17 protein-coding genes and 1 other RNA gene are annotated in these 18,920 nt (G+C 68.7%); 9 read left to right on the top strand and 9 right to left on the bottom strand.

What is annotated here, in order from left to right; translation table 11 throughout:
• Window positions 1-13 precede the first annotated feature (13 nt).
• Both OMP39_RS10705 and gyrA read right to left on the bottom strand, forming a co-directional pair.
• Complete coding sequence (locus tag OMP39_RS10705) at window positions 14-592, bottom strand: DUF2059 domain-containing protein (protein ID WP_264891713.1); 579 nt, start codon at window positions 590-592, stop codon at window positions 14-16.
• Between the two features lie 86 nt (window positions 593-678).
• Entirely contained in the window at window positions 679-3,351 is a 2,673-nt protein-coding gene (gene gyrA, locus OMP39_RS10700) for a DNA gyrase subunit A (protein ID WP_264891712.1), read from the bottom strand.
• A 342-nt stretch (window positions 3,352-3,693) separates the two neighbouring features.
• On the opposite strand from gyrA, the gene ompA reads away from it, so the two are divergent.
• The 4 genes from ompA (at window position 3,694) to ssrA (ending at window position 6,281) form a co-directional block, all read left to right on the top strand.
• The gene (gene ompA, locus OMP39_RS10695) at window positions 3,694-4,347 is read left to right on the top strand and encodes an outer membrane protein OmpA (protein WP_280925509.1); all 654 of its coding nucleotides are present in this window, start codon (window positions 3,694-3,696) and stop codon (window positions 4,345-4,347) included.
• Window positions 4,348-4,480: 133 nt separating this feature from the next.
• Complete coding sequence (gene ubiG / locus OMP39_RS10690; RefSeq protein ID WP_264891711.1) at window positions 4,481-5,191, top strand: bifunctional 2-polyprenyl-6-hydroxyphenol methylase/3-demethylubiquinol 3-O-methyltransferase UbiG; 711 nt, start codon at window positions 4,481-4,483, stop codon at window positions 5,189-5,191.
• Window positions 5,176-5,883, top strand: coding sequence for a phosphoglycolate phosphatase (gene gph, locus OMP39_RS10685; RefSeq protein WP_264891710.1), 708 nt, complete (start codon window positions 5,176-5,178; stop codon window positions 5,881-5,883). The genes ubiG and gph overlap by 16 nt, the downstream gene beginning before the upstream one ends.
• 38 nt (window positions 5,884-5,921) lie before the next feature.
• Window positions 5,922-6,281, top strand: a transfer-messenger RNA (tmRNA) gene (ssrA, locus tag OMP39_RS10680).
• Between the two features lie 150 nt (window positions 6,282-6,431).
• Here ssrA and OMP39_RS10675 read toward each other — a convergent pair.
• Genes OMP39_RS10675 through OMP39_RS10665 form a run of 3 tightly spaced genes read right to left on the bottom strand, consistent with a single transcriptional unit; the run spans window position 6,432 to window position 8,139 of the window.
• Window positions 6,432-6,899 (bottom strand): GNAT family N-acetyltransferase, encoded by a 468-nt coding sequence (locus OMP39_RS10675; protein WP_264891709.1) that lies wholly within the window; start codon window positions 6,897-6,899, stop codon window positions 6,432-6,434.
• Window positions 6,896-7,333 carry a GyrI-like domain-containing protein gene (locus OMP39_RS10670; protein WP_264891708.1) on the bottom strand — a complete coding sequence of 146 codons (438 nt, stop codon included), beginning with the start codon at window positions 7,331-7,333 and terminating at the stop codon, window positions 6,896-6,898. Before OMP39_RS10670 ends, OMP39_RS10675 begins: the two co-directional genes overlap by 4 nt.
• Window positions 7,334-7,368: 35 nt before the next feature.
• Window positions 7,369-8,139, bottom strand: coding sequence for a CPBP family glutamic-type intramembrane protease (locus OMP39_RS10665; RefSeq protein WP_264891707.1), 771 nt, complete (start codon window positions 8,137-8,139; stop codon window positions 7,369-7,371).
• Window positions 8,140-8,249: 110 nt separating this feature from the next.
• Between OMP39_RS10665 and OMP39_RS10660 the strand changes: the two genes are divergently transcribed.
• A complete protein-coding gene (locus tag OMP39_RS10660; RefSeq protein WP_264891706.1) occupies window positions 8,250-8,846 on the top strand; it encodes a TetR/AcrR family transcriptional regulator in 597 nt (198 codons plus the stop codon).
• Window positions 8,847-8,995: 149 nt separating this feature from the next.
• On the opposite strand, the gene OMP39_RS10655 is transcribed toward OMP39_RS10660, so the two are convergent.
• Entirely contained in the window at window positions 8,996-9,472 is a 477-nt protein-coding gene (locus OMP39_RS10655) for a VOC family protein (protein WP_264894532.1), read from the bottom strand.
• 118 nt (window positions 9,473-9,590) lie between these two features.
• Between OMP39_RS10655 and OMP39_RS10650 the strand changes: the two genes are divergently transcribed.
• The 3 genes from OMP39_RS10650 to OMP39_RS10640 all read left to right on the top strand — a co-directional run bounded on the left by OMP39_RS10650 (window position 9,591) and on the right by OMP39_RS10640 (window position 13,029).
• Complete coding sequence (locus tag OMP39_RS10650) at window positions 9,591-10,070, top strand: MarR family winged helix-turn-helix transcriptional regulator (RefSeq protein ID WP_264891705.1); 480 nt, start codon at window positions 9,591-9,593, stop codon at window positions 10,068-10,070.
• 389 nt (window positions 10,071-10,459) lie between these two features.
• A complete protein-coding gene (locus tag OMP39_RS10645) occupies window positions 10,460-11,431 on the top strand; it encodes an ABC transporter substrate-binding protein (protein ID WP_264891704.1) in 972 nt (323 codons plus the stop codon).
• A complete protein-coding gene (locus tag OMP39_RS10640; RefSeq protein ID WP_264891703.1) occupies window positions 11,428-13,029 on the top strand; it encodes a PhnD/SsuA/transferrin family substrate-binding protein in 1,602 nt (533 codons plus the stop codon). The genes OMP39_RS10645 and OMP39_RS10640 overlap by 4 nt, the downstream gene beginning before the upstream one ends.
• Window positions 13,030-13,070: 41 nt before the next feature.
• Here OMP39_RS10640 and OMP39_RS10635 read toward each other — a convergent pair whose 3' ends face one another.
• From OMP39_RS10635 to OMP39_RS10625, 3 genes are all read right to left on the bottom strand, one after another.
• Window positions 13,071-13,490 carry a YbaN family protein gene (locus OMP39_RS10635; protein WP_264891702.1) on the bottom strand — a complete coding sequence of 140 codons (420 nt, stop codon included), beginning with the start codon at window positions 13,488-13,490 and terminating at the stop codon, window positions 13,071-13,073.
• 97 nt (window positions 13,491-13,587) lie between these two features.
• Window positions 13,588-14,076, bottom strand: a complete 489-nt coding sequence (locus OMP39_RS10630; RefSeq protein ID WP_264891701.1) for a cyanophycin metabolism-associated DUF1854 family protein — start codon at window positions 14,074-14,076, stop codon at window positions 13,588-13,590.
• Window positions 14,077-14,095: 19 nt separating this feature from the next.
• Window positions 14,096-16,399 carry a cyanophycin metabolism-associated ABC transporter gene (locus tag OMP39_RS10625; RefSeq protein ID WP_425340627.1) on the bottom strand — a complete coding sequence of 768 codons (2,304 nt, stop codon included), beginning with the start codon at window positions 16,397-16,399 and terminating at the stop codon, window positions 14,096-14,098.
• A gap of 271 nt (window positions 16,400-16,670) precedes the next feature.
• Here OMP39_RS10625 and OMP39_RS10620 point away from each other — a divergent pair, with 271 nt between their 5' ends.
• Window positions 16,671-18,884, top strand: coding sequence for a cyanophycin synthetase (locus OMP39_RS10620; protein ID WP_264891699.1), 2,214 nt, complete (start codon window positions 16,671-16,673; stop codon window positions 18,882-18,884).
• The last annotated feature ends 36 nt before the right edge of the window (window positions 18,885-18,920 follow it).

Genomic DNA, 18,920 nt, shown 5'->3' with positions numbered 1-18,920 from the left:
TCGTGTCTCGCGCTCACTTCTTGGGTTTGTCGGCGGATGCCCCCGAACCGGCGGCCGGCGGGCTGTCGGGCAGGCCCAGGTGTTTGCGCATGGCCGCTTGCAGTTGGCGGATCTTGGGCTCGACCGTCGGCTTGGTCTCGTCCACCAGCTTCTGCAGCAGGCTTTGCTGGACCTCCGGCAGCACTTCCTGGTACTTGCGATAGGCCGGCGACTCCAACCAGGCGATGACCTGCTTGAGCTCGTCTTCGGTCATCTTCTGTTCGAGCGCGGCGCCCAGCGTGGTGGGCAGCAGCTTGACGGCGCGATCGCGGATCAGGGGCGTGGTCTCGTCCAGGTACTTCTTGACCTCGGCCTCGATGTTCCTGGCGGCCTGCTGCCGCTTGGCCTCCGGCACCTGGGGCAGCACGCGGGCGGCTTCGGCCATCAACTGGTTGGCCGGCTGGCTCGCGAGGTTGCGAGCGATACCGTCCACCGCGGGCTGCTGCAGTTCCAGCAGCCGCTGCACGAGTTCCTTCTTGGTCTCGGCGGCGTGGGCGCCGAGCGCCAGGGCGGAAAGGGCGGTGGCGAGGAGAAGATGGCGAATTCGGATCATGCAGGGCTCCCTGTGCTCGGTGTGTGGAACATCGTGGACGGGCCGGTGCATGGCGCACCAGACCGTCCAGGCTCCACTATCTCAAACTAGTGGGACTCCTGCCCGTTCGGGTCTTCTTCCGGCCCTTCCGGATCGGCGGCCTTGTCGGCCGCGTCGTTCTCGACGATGCGCTGCAGCCCGCTGAGCTTGGAGCCGTCATCCAGCGCGATGAGCGTCACGCCTTGCGTGGCCCGGCCCAACTCGCGGATCTCGCTGACGCGCGTGCGCACGACCACGCCCCGGTCGGTGATGAGCATGATCTCGTCGCTCGGACGCACCAGGGTCGCGGCCACCACCTTGCCGTTGCGCTCGCTTTGCTGGATGGCGATCATGCCCTTGGTGCCCCGGCCGTGGCGCGTGTACTCGACGATGGGGGTGCGCTTGCCGTAGCCGTTCTCGGTGGCGGTGAGCACGCTCACCCGCGTGGCCGGGTCTTCCATCGCGTGGGTGTCGTCCTGGTCGGCCACCAGCATGGCGATCACGCTCTGGCCCGGCTCGAGGGACATGCCCCGCACCCCACGGGCCTGGCGGCCCATCGGCCGCACGTCGTTCTCGTCGAAGCGTACGGCCTTGCCGCCGTCGGAGAACAGCATCACGTCGTGCTTGCCGTCGGTCAGCGCGGCGCCGATCAGGTAATCGCCTTCGTCCAGGTCGACCGCGATGATGCCCGCCTTGCGCGGGTTGCTGAATTCGTCGAGAGCGGTCTTCTTGACAGTGCCCTGCGCGGTGGCCATGAACACGTAATGGTCGGCCGGGAAGCTGCGGAACTCGCCGGTCAGCGGCAGCACGACGGTGATCTTCTCCTCGGGCTGCAGCGGGAACATGTTGACGATCGGCTTGCCCCGGCTGGTGCGGCCGCCTTGCGGCACCTCCCACACCTTGAGCCAGTAGACCCGGCCGCGGTTGGAGAAGCACAGGATGTAGTCGTGCGTGTTGGCGATGAAGAGCTGGTCGATCCAGTCATCTTCCTTCGTCGCCGTGGCCTGCTTGCCGCGCCCGCCGCGACGCTGGGCGCGGTACTCGCCCAGCGGCTGGCTCTTGATGTAGCCGGCATGGCTGAGCGTCACCACCATGTCCTGCGGCGTGATCAGGTCCTCGGTGTCGAGCTCCTGGGCGTTGTGCTCGATCACGCTGCGACGCGCGCCCAGCTTGGTCTGGCCGAACTCCTGTTTGAGCGCGGTCAGCTCCTCCGAGATGATGGCCGTCACCCGCTCGGGCTTGGCGAGGATGTCCAGCAGGTCGGCGATCTGGGTCATGACCTCCTTGTACTCGCCGATGATCTTGTCCTGCTCCAGGCCGGTCAGGCGTTGCAGGCGCATCTGCAGGATTTCGCTGGCCTGGTCGTCCGAGAGGCGATAGAGTCCGTCGGCCTGCAGGCCGTACTGCGAGGGCAGGCCCTCGGGGCGGTAGGCGGCACGCCCGCCCGGCGTGTCGGCCTCGGCGCGCGCGAGCATCTCGCGCACCAAGGAGGAGTCCCAGGCGCGGCTCATCAGCTCCTGCTTGGCGATGGGTGGCGTCGGCGAGTTCTTGATGATCTGGATGAACTCGTCGATGTTCGCCAGCGCGACGGCCAGACCCTCCAGCACATGGCCGCGCTCGCGGGCCTTGCGCAGCTCGAACACCGTGCGGCGGGTGACGACTTCGCGGCGGTGCTCGAGGAAGATCTCCAGCAGGTCCTTGAGGTTGCAGAGCTTAGGCTGGCCGTCCACGAGGGCGACCATGTTGATGCCGAAGGTGTCCTGCAACTGCGTCTGCTTGTACAGGTTGTTGAGCACCACCTCCGGCACTTCCCCGCGCTTGAGCTCGATCACCACGCGCATGCCGGACTTGTCCGACTCGTCCTGGATGTGGCTGATGCCCTCGATCTTCTTCTCATTGACGAGTTCGGCGATCCGCTCCAGCAGGTTCTTCTTGTTCACCTGGTAGGGGATCTCGTCGATGATGATCGCTTGGCGCGCGCCCTTGTCGATCTCCTCGAAGTGGCACTTGGCGCGCATGACGACCTTGCCCCGGCCGGTCCGGTAGCCCTCCCGCACGCCGTTGAGGCCGTAGATGATCCCGGCGGTCGGGAAGTCGGGCGCCGGGATGATCTCCATCAATTCGTCCACCGAGGCCTGCGGGTTCCGCAGCAGGTGCAGGCAGGCGTCGACCACTTCGTTGAGGTTGTGCGGCGGAATGTTGGTGGCCATGCCCACTGCGATGCCGGCCGAGCCGTTGACCAGCAGATTGGGCAGCAGCGTCGGCAGCACCAGCGGCTCTTTCTCGGAGCCGTCGTAGTTGGGACCGAAATCGACCGTTTCCTTGTCGATGTCGGCCAGCATCTCGTGCGCGATCTTGGCCAGACGGATCTCGGTGTATCGCATGGCCGCCGCGTTGTCGCCGTCCACCGAGCCGAAGTTGCCCTGGCCGTCCACGAGCATGTGGCGCAAGGAGAAGTCCTGCGCCATGCGCACGATCGTGTCGTAGACCGCGCTGTCGCCGTGCGGGTGGTACTTACCGATCACGTCACCGACGATACGGGCCGACTTCTTGTAGGGCCGGTTCCAGTCGTTGTTCAGTTCGTGCATCGCATAGAGCACGCGCCGATGCACCGGTTTCAGGCCGTCGCGGGCGTCGGGCAGGGCTCGCCCCACGATCACGCTCATCGCGTAATCGAGATAGGAGCGGCGCATCTCCTCTTCGAGGCTGATAGGGAGAGTCTCTTTGGCGAACTGCGTCATGCGGGCGGAAATGGCGGTAGGCAGGCAGCGGGATTGCTGGCTGCATGGCGCCGCTGGGGCGGCGATCGTCAGGCGGCGCCCGAGGGTGGGAACCCGGGCGACGGACCTCCGGCCGACAGGACGCCAAAAGCGACCATTCTAATCGGGGGCAGTTGTGGTGACTCAGCAACATCGAGGATCGGTCGAAGGAAGGCGATAGACAAAAACTTGTCCATGTGACGTGCTATGGCACAATGAATCGTCGGGACCGAAACGCGCGAGTTACGGCGTGTTTCCTTCGATCCGTCTGTTTTTGAATGGACGCTACGCAGCCTGTCTGCGGCTTTTCTTGAGAGGAGAAACATGAACAAACTGAACAAAGTGGCGATGCTGTTTGCCTCGGCCGCACTGGCTTCCGGCGCGCTCGCCCAGTCGGTCGACAACTGGCGTAACAGCGATGGCAACGTCTGGAAGAACGGCACCAACGAACTGTGCTGGCGCAATGCCACCTGGACGCCCGCCACGGCCGACCAGAACTGCGACGGCGCCCTGAAGCCCGCTGCCGCTCCGGCTCCGGCCCCCGCGCCCGCCCCGGCGCCCGCTGCGGCGGCTCCCGCTCCGGCGCCGGCTCCGGCCCCCGCGCCCGCTGCCCCGACGAGCGAGAAGGTCACCTTCGCCGCCGACACTTTCTTCGACTTCGACAAGGCCGTCCTCAAGCCCGAGGGCAAGGCCAAGCTCGATGACCTGGTCAGCAAGATGCAGGGCATCAACCTGGAGGTCGTGATCGCTGTCGGCCACACGGATTCGATCGGCTCCGATGCCTACAACCAGAAGCTGTCGGTGCGCCGCGCCGAGGCCGTGAAGGCCTATCTGGTGAGCAAGGGCATCGAGAAGAACCGCGTCTACACCGAAGGCAAGGGCGAGAAGCAGCCCGTCGCCGACAACAAGACCTCCGAAGGCCGCGCGAAGAACCGTCGCGTGGAAGTGGAAGTCGTCGGCACGCGCACCCGCCGCTGATCCACGGTTCAGGCTTCAGCGGCCCCTTGGCCGCCGAGGCAGGCCTCGGAACCCCGCTGCGGCGGGGTTTTTTATTGCCCGCCCGCCCCTGCAGTGACCGCGAGGGCCGGGCCGCAGGCGCTACCATTACGGGATGTCTCAGACCCTCAACGCAGATCCCCAGGAACTGGCGAAATTCAGCGAACTGGCCCACCGTTGGTGGGACCCGGAGAGCGAATTCAAGCCTTTGCACCGCATCAACCCGCTGCGCCTGGACTGGATCGACAGGCTGGCCACGCTCAAGGGCAAGCGCGTCGTGGATATCGGCTGCGGGGGCGGCATCCTCTCGGACGCCATGGCGCGCCGGGGCGCCGCCGAGGTGCTGGGCATCGACCTGTCCACCAAGGCGTTGAGCGTGGCCCGCCTGCACGCGATGGAAGCGGGGACGCCCCACGTGGAATACCGCGAGGTGTCGGCCGAAACGCTGGCGGCCGAGCGCCCCGGTGAGTTCGACGTCGTGACCTGCATGGAAATGCTGGAGCACGTGCCTCAGCCGGATTCGGTGGTCCGCGCAGCCGCTGCGCTGGTCAAACCCGGAGGGTGGGTATTCTTTTCGACGATCAATCGCAACCCCAAATCGTTTCTATTTGCGATCGTCGGAGCCGAATATGTATTGCGCCTGTTGCCGCGCGGCACGCACGAATATGCCCGATTCATTCGCCCCAGCGAATTGGCGGGTTGGAGTCGCGCGGCGGGTCTGGACTGGGTGCAGACCCGCGGGCTGGAATACAACCCGTTGACCGACCGCTATTGGCTGTCGGACGACGTGAGCGTGAATTACCTCGTGGCATGTCGCAAGCCGTGATGCGGACCGCCCGATGGAGGCCCCCGCAGCCCGTGGGCGCGGTGCTGTTCGACCTGGACGGTACGCTGGCGGACACCGCGCCCGACCTGGCTGCGGCAGTCAACCGGATGCGGGTGCGCCGAGGGCGCGACGCCCTGCCTTTGGAGCTGCTGCGCCCGGTCGCTTCACACGGGGCTCGCGGGCTGCTGCGGGTGGGCATGGACGTGGGGCCGGAGCACCCGGACTTCGAGGGGCTCAAACGCGAGTTCCTCGACGAGTACGAGCGCGCGCTGGCCGTGCACACCCGCCTTTTCGATGGCGCGTCGTCGCTCCTCGACGCGCTGGAGCGGGCTGGCGTGGCGTGGGGGGTGGTGACGAACAAGGTGATGCGTTTCGCCGCTCCGGTGCTTGAAGGCCTGGGCCTCGCCGCGCGCGCGGGCGTGCTGGTGGGCGGAGACACCACGCCTCATCCCAAGCCGCACCCGGCACCTTTGCTGGAGGCGTGCCGCCGGCTCCAGGTCCCGGCACACCGGGCGGTGTACGTGGGCGATGACCTGCGCGACGTGCAGGCGGCGCGGGCGGCGGGGATGCCGGCGATCGCGGCGCGCTATGGCTACCTCGGCGATGGAGAGCCGATCGAACGCTGGGGAGCCGATGAGATCATCGACCACCTGGAAGAACTCGTGACGTTGTTGCACATCAAGCCCTCTTGAAGCAGGGCGAAGCGGCTCCACCTACAATGGCGACTCAAGGGGCCGACCTGGTTTCGACGTGGGTGCGGAATCAGTGCGGTGCATGCCGAGCACCAGTTCGCTCGTAAATCCACTGGAACAAGTTAACTGCGAACGACGAACGTTTCGCCCTCGCCGCTTAAACACCGGTGAGCCTCGCAACGGTTGGCCGATGGGCCGGGCCCGCAAGGGCTGCGAGGTCATTCACATCGGCTGGTACTGCGCCGGGTCACACGGCTCAGTACGAGATCCAGTGACTGGCGGCTTGGGTAGCGTGCTGCTGCGCGACCCAGCCGTGAGACTCAAATCAGACAGCTAAGCATGTAGATCTGCCTGAGGATGGCTTGCGGACGCGGGTTCGATTCCCGCCGGCTCCACCAACCGCCTGAAACCCGACCCCTCTCGGTCGGGTTTCTTTTTGCGCAAAGCGCGCGTGTGGGCGCGGTGTTCGCATGTGGCCTCGCGAGCGGCTCAGCCAGAAAGCGGCCTTTCAGGCCCGGCCGGCGCCTCTCTGTTCCGCACGCCAGTGCTCAGCGCTGCCAACCGTAGGTCCAGAACGCATCGTCGGCGCCCGGGCGCTTCAGCCGCTGCCAGCCCAGCGCATCGAAGAAGCCTTGCGCCTGCGGGTTGTCCTCGGCGACATAGGCGCGCCAGCGGTGGCGGGTCTGCATCGCGGGCAGCGCGAGCAAGGCGTGCAAGGCGCGCCTTCCCCAGCCTTGGCCGCGGCGCGTCGGATCGACGGCGACGTCGGTGATGACCCAGGCGTCGTGCTCGGCATCCGGGGTGAGGCCGATGACAGCGACGAGGGCGCCGTCGGCGAGCACCGCCCATTGCTCGCCCTCGGTGTCGGCCAGCACGTGCGCGAGCCATTCATCGTCCATGGGGCCCAGGTGCCGGTCCAGCAGTGGATCGGCGTACCAGCGCCGGTAGACGACGAAGTCGTCGGCCTGGAAGCGCCGCACGTTCAAAGTGGAACAGACAGCGTCGCGTTCGGTCATCCCTCGATCCCGATCTGGATCTCGATGCGGTTGGCGGGGGACTCGGGGCCGTGCCAGGCGTGATAGATCTCGCGGCTTTCGCCGCTCGTGCGCAGGCCCGCCTGGGCGATGGCTTGCAGCAGCGGTTGGTAGCCGCGGGTGAACAGTTCGGCCAGCGGCCCCTCATGGATCCGCCGCACACAGCGCAGCGCGGGCAGCAGGGGCAGGTCACCGCCCGTGGCCGGCAGACAGAAATCGAGATCGAACGGCGTGTGCGCGTCCTGCGGCAGGCCCCGGGCTGCGAAGATCGGCGCTCCGTTGACCGTCAGGCCGCGCGAGCGCGCTTCGGCGTGCAGCTCGGCGTAGGCCTGCGCGGCGTGCGTGCCGACGGTTTCGAGGCACAGGCGGTGCGTGCGGCGCAGCACCGCAGTGGGTGGGGTGGTGTGAAGCTGCATGCACGCTCCTGGCGGGATGTCCTCGGATTCGTCGTTCAGCCCAGCCCGACCAGCAGTGCGGCCAGGGCCAGGTGGGTGGTGGCATGGGCGGCCATGGCGGCTTCCAGGTGGTGGCGGCAGAACAGCCACCCATACACCACGGCGCCCAGCCCGTTGAGCAGCAGCGTGCGTGCCACCAACGCCGCATCCAGCTCGACCAGTGCCGCCAAGGCCGGCAGATGCGCGGCCCCGAAGGCCAGCGCCGACAGCGCAACAGCCAGCCCGAGCGCCAGGCGTGCACGCGCGGGGCCCAAGGCCCGCAGCAGCCCCCAGGCCAGCAGGCTCATCGCGCCCCAACGGGCGATGACCTCCTCGGCCAAGCCGCCGTACAGCAAACCGACGACGAGGCGTGATCCGGCCGTGCCGGCCTGGGCCTGCACCAAGGCGTGCCAGCCCTCGCCCCACGCGGGCGCCAACAGCCTGTCCAAGCCATGCACGGCGATGCCGACGAGGAGCCCCCATCCCACGCTTGTCGTCCACACCCCGAGTGGCTCGCGCGCCGGCGCTGTGCCGGCCAGGTGGCTGCGCAGACCCACCCGATGCGCCAGGGTAGCTCCCACGGCGCTGGCGGCGAGCACGAGCAGCAGCGGGTTCAGTGCCAGCATCGCGCGTTGCGCCCACGGCGGCAGTGTCGCCAGTTCGGGCGTGGCGGCCAGCAGCGCCGCAGGCGGCTGCAGCAGCAAAGCGGCCACGCCCAACAGACCGGCGGCCAGCACCGGCAGGGCGCGGCGCGACCAGGTCGAGGGCGCGGGATCGGGGCGGTTCATGGGCAGACTGCGAAAAGCGATGGAACGGCCCGAACCGCGACGATGCGCAGCATCGAGATGCCGAGGACGCCTCAATTATCATACAAGCGTATTTTTATGGAAGCTTCGCCATGGGCCGCCCCAAGTCCATCGACCGCGATGCCGTGCTCGACGTGGCCGAGGCGATCGTTCGCACCCAGGGGGCAGCGGCGCTGACCCTCGACGCCGTGGCCCAGGCGGCGGGTATCAGCAAGGGCGGCGTGCAGTCGTGCTTCGGCACCAAGGCCGCCTTGGTGGACGCGCTGTTCGAGCGCTTCGGGCAGGCCTACGAGCGCCGTTATCGCGAGGTGGCCGACACGGATCCCTCCCCGGTGGGCCGGGTGCGCGCGCATGTGGCGGCGACCTTCGGGTCGGACGAAGTCTCCAGCGCCAAGGCGGCGGGTCTGCTGGCGGCGCTGTTGCAATCGCCGCAAGAGCTGGAGAGCACCCGCCAGTGGTATCGCGAGCGTCTGCAGGGCCTGTGCATGGACACGCCCGAGCACCGATCAGCGTGGCTGGCCTTTCTGGCGGCCGAAGGCGCCTTCATGGTGCGCTACTTCGGCCTGGTGGAGATGAACGAGCGACTGTGGCGCGCGATCGAGGCCGAGTTGCAGCACACCCTCGCGCCCAGTGGCCCGGATCCCAGTGCCGACCCCAGGCGCCGCCCACCCCGTCGAAGGCGTTCGTAGAAGCCCCGCGTCAGCCCGTCGAGGCTTCCCGTCTGCGCCCGGGCCTGCTGATGAAATGGTGAAAGAGCCGCGGCCCCGGCGTGGAGGCCTCGTGATCGACATATCCATCGAGCGGCACGTTCATCCCGAAGACGAGGCGTGCCATGGCCTCACCCCCGCCGCGCGGCGTCGATGGCGGCGACGTCGATCTTGCGCATGGTCATCATGGCCGCGAAGGCGCGCTGGGCCTCGGGGCCGCCCGCGGCGAGCGCTTCGGTGAGCGTGCGCGGGATGATCTGCCAGTTCACGCCCCAGCGATCCTTGCACCAGCCGCATTCGCTTTCGCGGCCACCGTTGCCGACGAGGGCGTTCCAGTAGCGGTCGGTCTCTTCCTGCGTGTCGGTGGCGATCTGGAACGAGAACGCCTCCGAGTGCGGAAACCTCGGGCCGCCGTTGAGCCCGATGCAGGGAATGCCGCAGACGGTGAACTGGACGACCAGGACATCGCCTGCCCGGTTGCCGGGGTTGTCCATGGGCGAGCGATGCACGGCGGTGACGGCGCTGTCGGGAAACACCGAGGCGTAAAAGCGTGCGGCCTGCTCGGCTTCGCGGTCGTACCAGATGCACACGGTGTTCTTCGGGATCATCGCGACCTCCTCAGTGGGATGGTTGGGCCCGGCCCGCGCCGGCAGGGTGTTCATCGAAGCCTCCAGACCGGATGAGAGGCTGGACAATATGCGTTGATATCAACACAATAAAGTCATTGTGACCCGCCAGTTCCCGTTTGACAAGACGGTCGAGGTCGCGCAGGCCTGCTTGTGTCTGCACGCGCAGCGTGCCGCGCGGGTGTTGGCCCGTCACTTCGACGAGGTGTTTCGCCCGTTGGACCTGACCAACGGCCAGTTCTCGCTGCTGATGGCGTTGAACCGCCGGCAAGCGCCGACGGTGGGCGAACTCGCGCCCTTCCTGGCGATGGACCGCACCACGCTGACGGCGTTGATCAAGCCCCTGGAACGCAGAGGGTTGCTGGAAGTCGCTGCCGATGCGCATGATCGCCGCAAGCGCCGCGTACGCTTGACGGCGTCGGGGCATGCGCTGCTCGAGCGGGCCTACCCGCTGTGGTGTGAGGCGCATGCCGCCCTGGAGCAGCAATTCTGCGACGCCGCCACGCTGCGGGCGTTGCTGCAACAGGTCGTCGATCGCGCACAGACACGAGACGGGGCGACGGCCCGCAGCAGCGGTTGACAGCCGCGGGTGAACAGCTCCGCGAGCCGGCCTTCGTACCTCGGGCCGGCACAGCGTAGGCGCGGATGGTGCTCCCCTCGTAGGGCGCCGGCGGGACGCAGAACGCGACGTCGAAGGCGAGGTGCTGGTCCCGCGGCACGTCGTGCGCCGTGAGGGGCGGTGTGTGGGCTGGCAGGCCCCGCGTGGCGAGTTGCTTGACGCTCGCGAAGCAGCCTCTGTATCGTTGGTGCGGGACGCGTGTGGCGTCGGAAGCGTGGGTCGAATCCCGTCTTTTTTGTGTGCACGGGCTCAAGTTCGTGCGACTGGGGTCGATGACATATTGCTTGTGCTTCCGGCGCGGCCGTTTGTGAGCGGCGTCCGGACTGTCGAGGGAACATCGCAGGACCATCGTGCACCGACGTGACTGGCTGAAAGGGGCTGTGGCCTGGGGAAGTGCAGGCTTGATCGGCTGCAGCGCCGAGCGCGGGGTGCTTGCCCTTGGCGTGCATCCCTGGCCGGGCTACGAGTCCTTGTTCCTGGCCGAGCAGTTCGGCTGGATTCCGACTGCCGTGCAGTTGCGCAAGGGGCGGCGGGCAGGCGATTCCTTGGCTGCGCTCGCTGAAGGATCGCTGGATGGGGCTGCCATCACCCTGGATGAGATGATGAGGGCCCGCACGGAAGGGCTGCCGCTGGTCGCTGCGCTGGTATTCAACGACTCCATCGGGGCGGACGCGGTGCTGGTGCGTCCCGAGATCCGTGAATGGTCCCATCTCGTCGGCCGGCGGGTGGCGGTGGAGCATTCGGGCACGGGCGAGCTGGTCCTGAGCAAACTGCTCGAACTCTCGGGTTTACGACGCGACGAACTGAAGGTGCTGGACATCCCGCCGGACGGCCAGGTGCGTGCCTGGCAAGAAGGGCGCATCGACGCGGCCGTGACCTACGAGCCGGTGGCGAGTCGCCTGACGGCCCTCGGGGCTCGGCGCCTGTTGGACAGCAGTGCGTTTCCCGACCTGATCCTGGACGTGCTCGCGGTCCGTCGGGACCGGGTGGCCGGGAGGGACGAGGCACTGCGAGGTCTCGTCGCCAGTCACTTCCGTGCCCTGGAGCACCTGCGCGTGAGCCCCGATGACGCGTTGCGCAGGATCGCGGCGTGGCGGGGAACGACGGTCGAAGCGGTGCGGCGGTCTTTCTCGGGCCTGGAATTGCCCGGTCTGGAGCGCAACCACGCTTATCTGTCCGGCGCGGCGCCGAAGCTGGCGCGTACGGCTGCGGCGGTGAACCGGGTGCTGGTGGCCGGCGGTCTCGTGGCTCGGGGCGACGATCTGAAAGACCTCGCGGACGGGCGGTGGCTGCCCACCGAGCCGGTGGGAGATCTCAGATGAGGTTCGCACGCCGATGGGCGGGGTGGTGTCTCGCAACCTGGCTCACGTGGTGGTTCGCGGCCGGCGTGGCGGGCGCGAGCACGCTGACAGTCGATGCGCCGCCTTTGCGACTGGCCGTGTATGCGTACCGGTCCAAGGCCGTGATGGAGGAGCGCTTCCGGCCGCTTGCCGATTACCTCGCATCGCGTCTCGGGACACGGGTGGAGCTGCACGTGCTCACCCTGGACGAACTCGAGGATGCCGCCGCACACCGTCGGATGGACATGTTGATGACCAACCCGGTGCACTATGTGCAGCTGAGGGCACGCAATCACCTGACGGGGGCCCTGGCGACGCTGGTCTCGATCGAGGACGGGGTGCCGACCGAAAGCCTCGGGGGGGTGATCATCGTGCCGGCACGCCAAGGGGCGCCGCGCACGCTCAAGGACCTCAAAGGCCGCCGCATCGGCATTCCGGGGACGCGATTCCTGGGTGGCTACGCGGCGCAGGCCTACGAGCTCGAGCAGGTGGGCATACGGGTGCCGCGTGATGTTCAGTTGGTCGACCTCGGTTCTCACGATGCCGTGGTCCATGCAGTGACCAGCGGCAGAGTGGAGGCGGGATTCATCCGCACCGGCATCTTGGAGCACATGCGCGCCGAAAGCCCGGCACTCGAAGGTGCGGTGGAGGCGATCCACGTGCAGCGGCTGGCGGAGTATCCGTACCTGGTCTCCACGCGGCTGTATCCCGAGTGGCCTTTCGTGGTGCTGCCGCACCTGCCGCGCGAGCAGGTCGCGCGCATCGCCAGCGCGCTCTACAGCCTCTCGCCCGATCATCCGGCTGCGCGGGCGGCCCTCATCGCCGGGTTCAACCCGCCGGCCGACTACCTCTCGGTGGAACAGGTGATGCGCCGCCTGCGGTTCCCGCCCTTCGACCGGGTGGGCGAGCTGAAGTGGCAGGACGTCTGGGATCGGTACCGCGCGGCGATCCTCGTGGGCTCCGGGCTCACGGTGGTGCTCGCGGGCCTCGTCGCCCTGTTGCTCGTCAAGCAGCGCCAGTTGCTGACCGAACGGGCACGCCTGGCCGAGTTGAAGAACGAGTACAAGCGGGCGGCCACGCACGACGCGCTGACGGGCCTGCCGAACCGCCTGTTGCTGCACGACCGCCTCGCGCACGCGATCGCACGCGCCAAGCGCTACCAGACGCTGGTGGCGGTGGCGTTCGTCGACCTGGACGGCTTCAAGCCCGTCAACGACCGGCTCGGCCACGATGCCGGCGATGCGTTGCTCGTCGCGCTCGCCAGGCGCATGCAGGACGCCTTGCGGGCGACGGACACGCTCGCGCGCCTCGGGGGCGACGAGTTCGTGGCCGTGCTCGCCGATCTGCCGGACCGCGAGATGGCGTTCAAGCTCGTCGATCGACTGAACGAGCTGTTGTCCCAGCCGTTCCCCCTCGCAGGCGAGGAGGTGAGGTTGTCGGCCAGCATCGGGGTCGCCTTGTACCCGGCTGACGGGGTCGACGAGGCGGATCAACTCGTGCGCCTGGCCGACCAGGCCATGTACCGCGCCAAGCGCGACGGCAAGAACCGCGTGGCGGCCGCGTTTCCCATGGCCGCCTGAGCGGCGCACTCGATAGAAAGAAGAGAAAGAAGACGGGGCGATCAGCGTGCCGACGTCCCCGGCGGGGAAGGATCGGCGTCGGCACCGAGGACCTTGCGCTCCGGGCGCGTGCACAGCCACACCGCGACGATGAGCAGCAGCGCGTAGAGGGTGCCGCGCAACCAAGTGGGCACCTGGGCGAACCACAGCATCGCGGCGCTGCCGGCCATCATCGTGCAGGCCAACCACTTGGCGCGGCGCGAGACCGCGCCGTACTCGCGCCACTCACGGATCGGCGTGCCGTAACGCGGGTGGTTGAGCAGCCACACCTCCAGTTGAGGCCAGCCGCGCCCGGCCGCCCACGCGGCGAGCAGCACGAACGGGACGGTCGGCATCACCGGCAGGAAGATGCCGATGAATCCGAGGGCCAGGGCGGCCAGGGCCAACAGGCGCCAGAGGAGTTGTTGCGTGCGACGGATCACGACGGACTGGAAGACGCGCCCCGGTGGGGGCCGCAGCGCCGATTCTCGCTCCAACGGCGAGGCACGTGGCCGGGCCGGGGGCGAACCCGCCGGCTCTTCAGGCCAGGAAGCGGTCGAGCATGCGTCGGCTGGCTTTGTCCAGGGCGCCCAGGTCGTCGATGCGGAAGTGCAATCCGTGGCCGTCGGTGACGAGCAGGCCGCCGCCCGGCAGGCGACGGATGTCCTCCTCGGCCTTGAGCAGCAGCCGGGCGGGGCCCCGGTCGGTCTCGACCTCCCAGGTGCTGGGCGTGGCGAAGCTGGAGACGTGGACGAGCCGGCGGATGCGCGGCGCGAAGTCGCGCACGGCGAGCTCTTGCTCGAGCAGCTGCCGCAGGGGCTCCGGCAGGGCGGACAGGCGGTCGATCCAGGCGAGTTCGTGGCCGTCGGGGCCGACGAGGGAGACGCCCTCGTCGGGCGCCGAAAGCGGGAAGGCACGCACCGGCGTCACCCCTTCGTGCACGTGCCCGTCAGGGGCGGTGAGCACGAGACGGCCGCGCGGGTTGCGGTGCAGGTCGAGGTCGCAAGGCATGGTAGGGGTTGCGGGCATGGGGGTGCTCGTCAGCGGGTCAGGCGGCGCGGGCGGCGCCGTCCTTCTCCCAGGAGCCCGGTTCGGGCAGGGGGGACTCGTGGTCCACGTTGCGGGCCTGGGCCTCGTACAAGCGCCAGTACGCGCCCTTGCGTGCCATCAGTTCGTCGTGCGGGCCCACCTCGACGATCTCGCCGCGGTCCATGACGACGAGGCGGTCGGCGCGCCGCAGCGTGCTGAGGCGGTGCGCGATCGCGATGGTGGTGCGACCCTGCACCAGGTTGTCGAGCGCCTTCTGGATCTCCTTCTCCGTCTCGGTATCGACCGACGAGGTCGCCTCGTCGAGGATGAGGATGCGCGGGTCGATCAGCAGCGCGCGCGCGATGGAGATGCGCTGACGCTCGCCGCCCGACAGACCCTGGCCGCGCTCGCCGACGAGCGAGTCGTAGCCGTGCGGCAGGCGCATGATGAACTCGTGGGCGTGCGCGGCGCGCGCGGCGGCGATGATCTCCTCGCGCGTGGCGTCGGGCTTGCCGTAGGCGATGTTCTCGGCGATGGTGCCGAAGAAGAGGAAGGGCTCTTGCAGCACGAGGCCGATGTGACGGCGGAAGTCGGCCACCGCCACCGAGCGGATGTCGGTCCCATCCACCCGGATCGAGCCCTCGGTGACGTCGTAGAAGCGGCAGATCAGGTTGACCAGCGTGCTCTTGCCCGAGCCGCTGTGGCCGACCAGGCCGATCATCTCGCCCGGCGCAATCGACAGGCTCACCCCCTTGAGCACCTCCCGGTGGCCGTAGCGGAACCGCACGTTGCGCACGTCGATGCGGCCCTTGACTTCAGGCATGGGCACCGGCTGGGCGGGCTCCGGCACGCTGGAGACGTGATCGAGGATGTCGAAGATGCGCTTGGCGCCCGCCGCCGCCTTCTGCGTGACCGAGACGATGCGGCTCATGGAGTCGAGCCGGGTGTAGAAGCGGCCGATGTAGGCGAGGAAGGCCGTGAGCACGCCCACGGTGATCTGGTCCTTGGCGATCAGCCAGATGCCGAAACCCCAGACGACCAGCAGGCCCACCTCCGTCAGCAGCGAGACGGTGGGCGAGAAGAGCGACCACGTGCGGTTGAGCCTGTCGTTGACCGCGAGGTTGTGGCGGTTGGCGTCGCGGAAGCGCTGGGCCTCGCGCTTTTCCTGGGCGAAGGCCTTGACGACGCGGATGCCGGGGATGGTGTCGGCCAACACGTTGGTGACCTCCGACCAGACGCGGTCGACCTTCTCGAAACCGGTGCGCAGCCGCTCGCGCACGATGTGGATCAGCCAGGCGATGAACGGCAGCGGCAGCAGCGTCACCAGCGCGAGCCACGGGTTGATGGAGAACAGGATGAGCGCGGTCATCGCGATCATCAGCACGTCGGTGGCGAAGTCCAGCAGGTGCAACGACAGGAAGATGTTGATGCGGTCGGTCTCGGAGCCGATGCGCGCCATCAGATCGCCGGTGCGCTTGCCGCCGAAGTACTCCAGCGAGAGCTTGAGCAGGTGCTCGTAGGTGGTGGTCCGCAGGTCCGCGCCGATGCGCTCGGACACGAGCGCGAGGATGTAGGTGCGCGCCCAGCCGAGCAGCCAGGCCACGAGTGCCGCGCCGAGCAGGCCGGCCAGGTAGAGCGCCACCACTTCGGGCTCGATGGGTTTGCCGTTCTGGTAGGGGATCAGCACCTCGTCCATCAACGGCATCGTGAGGTAGGGGGGGACCAGCGTCGCTCCGGTGGAGCCCAGCGTCAGCAGGAAGCCGGCCAGCAGCTGCCAGCGGTAGGGCCGGGCAAAGCGCCACAGACGCAGCAGCGTCCAGGTCGAGGGGGAGGTGGACTCGGGCTCCGGGGTGCAGCGAGGGCATTCCTCCTCGTCGGGCTCCAGCGGCAGGTCGCAGCGTTCGCAGGCCCGCTCCGGGGCCGGCAGGGGCGTGCCGTGGGCCAGGCTCTCCACCTGTTGACCGAAACGCTGGACGAGGCGCTGGGCCTCGCGCTGGTGCGCCAGGGTGTAGTGCCACCGGGCGAGCAACCGCTCGCCGTTGCCCAGCTCGACCGTGCCGACGCCGGATTGTTCAGCCAGCTGCAAGCTCAAGCCGGAGGTGAGCGTCCACTCCGACCACGGTTCGGCCCCCGGCATCCGGCCCAGCAGGCGACGGTTTGTCACAACCAGCCACCCCTGGCCGAAGCGCAAGGACGCGTCCAAGTCAACCGGGAGCGCCGCCAGGACGTTTTCACCTTCAACCAGCCGGTGCCCGAGTTCCTTGCGCCAGGCGCCAGTGGCCGGGTCCGGTTCAATCTTCGTCATTGGGGGTCGGTTTGTCATTGTCGAAAGCGGTGCGGCGCGAGAGCGCCAGGGGGCAGGGCACGCCCGGGAGCCGGGGTGCGCGTGCGCCGAGCAAGGGGCTGCAAGCTTATCCCAGCGTGCAAGGCCAACTGCTCTCTCACGCACAGCCCCCTTTCGCGGTTGACAATACCGCCCGCTCGGCCGACCCCGCCGGGCGCCGGGCCGCCCACGGTGTGCGCTTGCGCACGGGTGGCGCCGGGGCGCCCGGCCTCTCGACCCCCCGATCCGACTCCCACGTGCGACCCCAGCCATGAGCCACAAAGACATCCGCATCTTGCGCGTTCTGTACCTCGACGGCCCCAACATCTGGACGTACCGGCCCGTGCTGGAAGCCTGGGTGGACATCGGCGAGCTGGAGGAGTCCCCGTCCAACATGATTCCCGGCCTGTACGAGCGCCTGAGCAGCTGGCTGCCGGGGCTCGTCGAGCACCGCTGCGGTGTGGGCGAGCGCGGTGGCTTCCTCCAGCGCTTGCGCGAGGGCACCTGGCCCGCGCACATCATGGAGCACGTGGCCATCGAGTTGCAGAACATGGCCGGCATGCAAACGGGCTTCGGCAAGGCCCGCTCCACCTCCAAGCGGGGCGTGTACAAGCTCGTCTTCCGCACGCGGCAGGAGCAGGTCGGCCGCGCCGCGCTGCAAGCCTCGCGCGATCTCGTGATGGCGGCGATCGAGGACCGGCCGTTCGACGTGGCCGGCACCGTGCAGCGGCTGCGCGAGATGGTGGACCGACTGTGCCTGGGCCCCAGCACGGCGTGCATCGTGGAGGCGGCCACCGACCGCCGCATTCCGCACATCCGGCTCACGGAGGGCAACCTGGTGCAACTGGGGTACGGCGCGCGTCAGCGCCGCATCTGGACGGCCGAGACCGACCGCACCAGCGCGATCGCCGAGAGCATCTCCAGCGACAAGGACCTCACCAAGCGTCTGCTCGAGACCTGCGGCGTGCCCGTCCCCGAGGGGCGCGTGGTGTCGAGTCCGTCCGACGCATGGGACGCGGCCGAGGAGATCGGCGTGCCGGTGGTGGTCAAGCCCTCCGATGCCAACCACGGGCGCGGCGTGTCGATCGAACTGACGACGAAAGAGCAGGTCGAGGCCGCCTACGAGGTGGCGCTCGCCGAGGGCAGCGAGGTGATCGTCGAACGCTTCGTGCCCGGTTACGAGCATCGCCTGCTCGTCGTCGGCGGGCGGGTCGTGGCCGCCTCGCGCGGCGACGCGGCCTCGGTGGTGGGGGACGGCCGCTCCACGGTGGCCGAGCTCGTCGCCAAGCAGATCAACAGCGACCCGCGGCGCGGCGAGGACGAGATCTTCCCGCTGGACATCGTGCGCGTCGACGACCCGCACGTGAGGCTCGAGCTGGAGCGGCAGGGCTACACGAAGGAGTCGGTGCCGCCGGCCGGTCAGACGGTGCGCGTGCTGCGCAACGGCAACCTGGCGATCGACGTGACCGACCAGGTGCACCCCGACGTGGCCGAGATGGCCTCCCTGGCCGCGCGCGTGGTCGGGCTGGACATCGCCGGTGTGGACTTGGTGGCCGAGGACGTCTCGCGCCCGCTCGCCGAGCAGCGCGGCGCCATCGTCGAGGTCAACGCCGGGCCGGGTCTGCTCATGCACCTGAAGCCGGCCGAGGGCCAGCCGCGCCCGGTGGGCCGGGAGATCGTCAACCATCTCTTCCCGGCCGAGGAAGATGGCCGTATCCCCGTCGTGGGCGTGACCGGCACGCGCGGCACGGCGCTGGTCTCGCGCCTTGCGGCCTGGCTGATCCACCTGGGCGGCCGGCACACCGGCGTGGCCTGCGGCGACGGGCTGTACCTCAACCGCCGGCGGGTGGATGCCAAGCCCTGCGCGACCTGGGAAGCCGCTCAACGCCTGCTGATGAACCGCGCGGTGGAAGCAGCCGTCATCGAGAACGGGGCGCGCGCCATCCTCACCGAGGGTCTCGCGTACGACCGCTGCCAGGTGGGCGTGGTGACGGACGTCAGTGGCGCGGGCGTCGTGCCCGATTGCTACGTCGAGACGGGCGAGCAACTCTACGACGTGCTGCGCACGCAGGTGGACGTGGTGCTACCCGAGGGCACGGCCGTGCTGAACGCGGAGGACGAGCGGGTGGTGCGCATGGCCTCGCTGTGCGATGGCGACGTGCTCTTCTACGGGCGCGAAGCCGCGCACCCGGTGATCGAGTCGCACGTGGCGGCGGGCGGCCGGGCGGTGTTCGTGCGCGGGCCGCGCGTGGTGCTGGCCCGTGGGCGCGAGGAAACGCCCCTGATCGAGTTGCGTTGCCTGCCGCAAGCGCCCGCGGTCCCGGCGCCCGAGATGCTCGCCGCCCTGTTGGCCGCCGTCGGCGCAGCCTGGGCGCTGGGCCTCGCGCCGGACCTCATCCGTGCCGGCATCAAGACGTTCCAACCGGAGGTGCCTCGCTGTCCCGAGCCCGCCGCGGCCCCTGCGCCGCTGGCGCTGGCGGCGTGAGTGGTGAGCGGCCCGGGCGCGGTGGTCCTGCGGCGC

Origin of the sequence: Schlegelella aquatica (assembly GCF_026013905.1) — a bacterium.
Lineage (GTDB): Bacteria > Pseudomonadota > Gammaproteobacteria > Burkholderiales > Burkholderiaceae_C > Caldimonas > Caldimonas aquatica.
The sequence above is the reverse complement of the archived record's forward strand: the minus strand, read 5'-3'. Positions and strand labels throughout refer to the sequence as shown.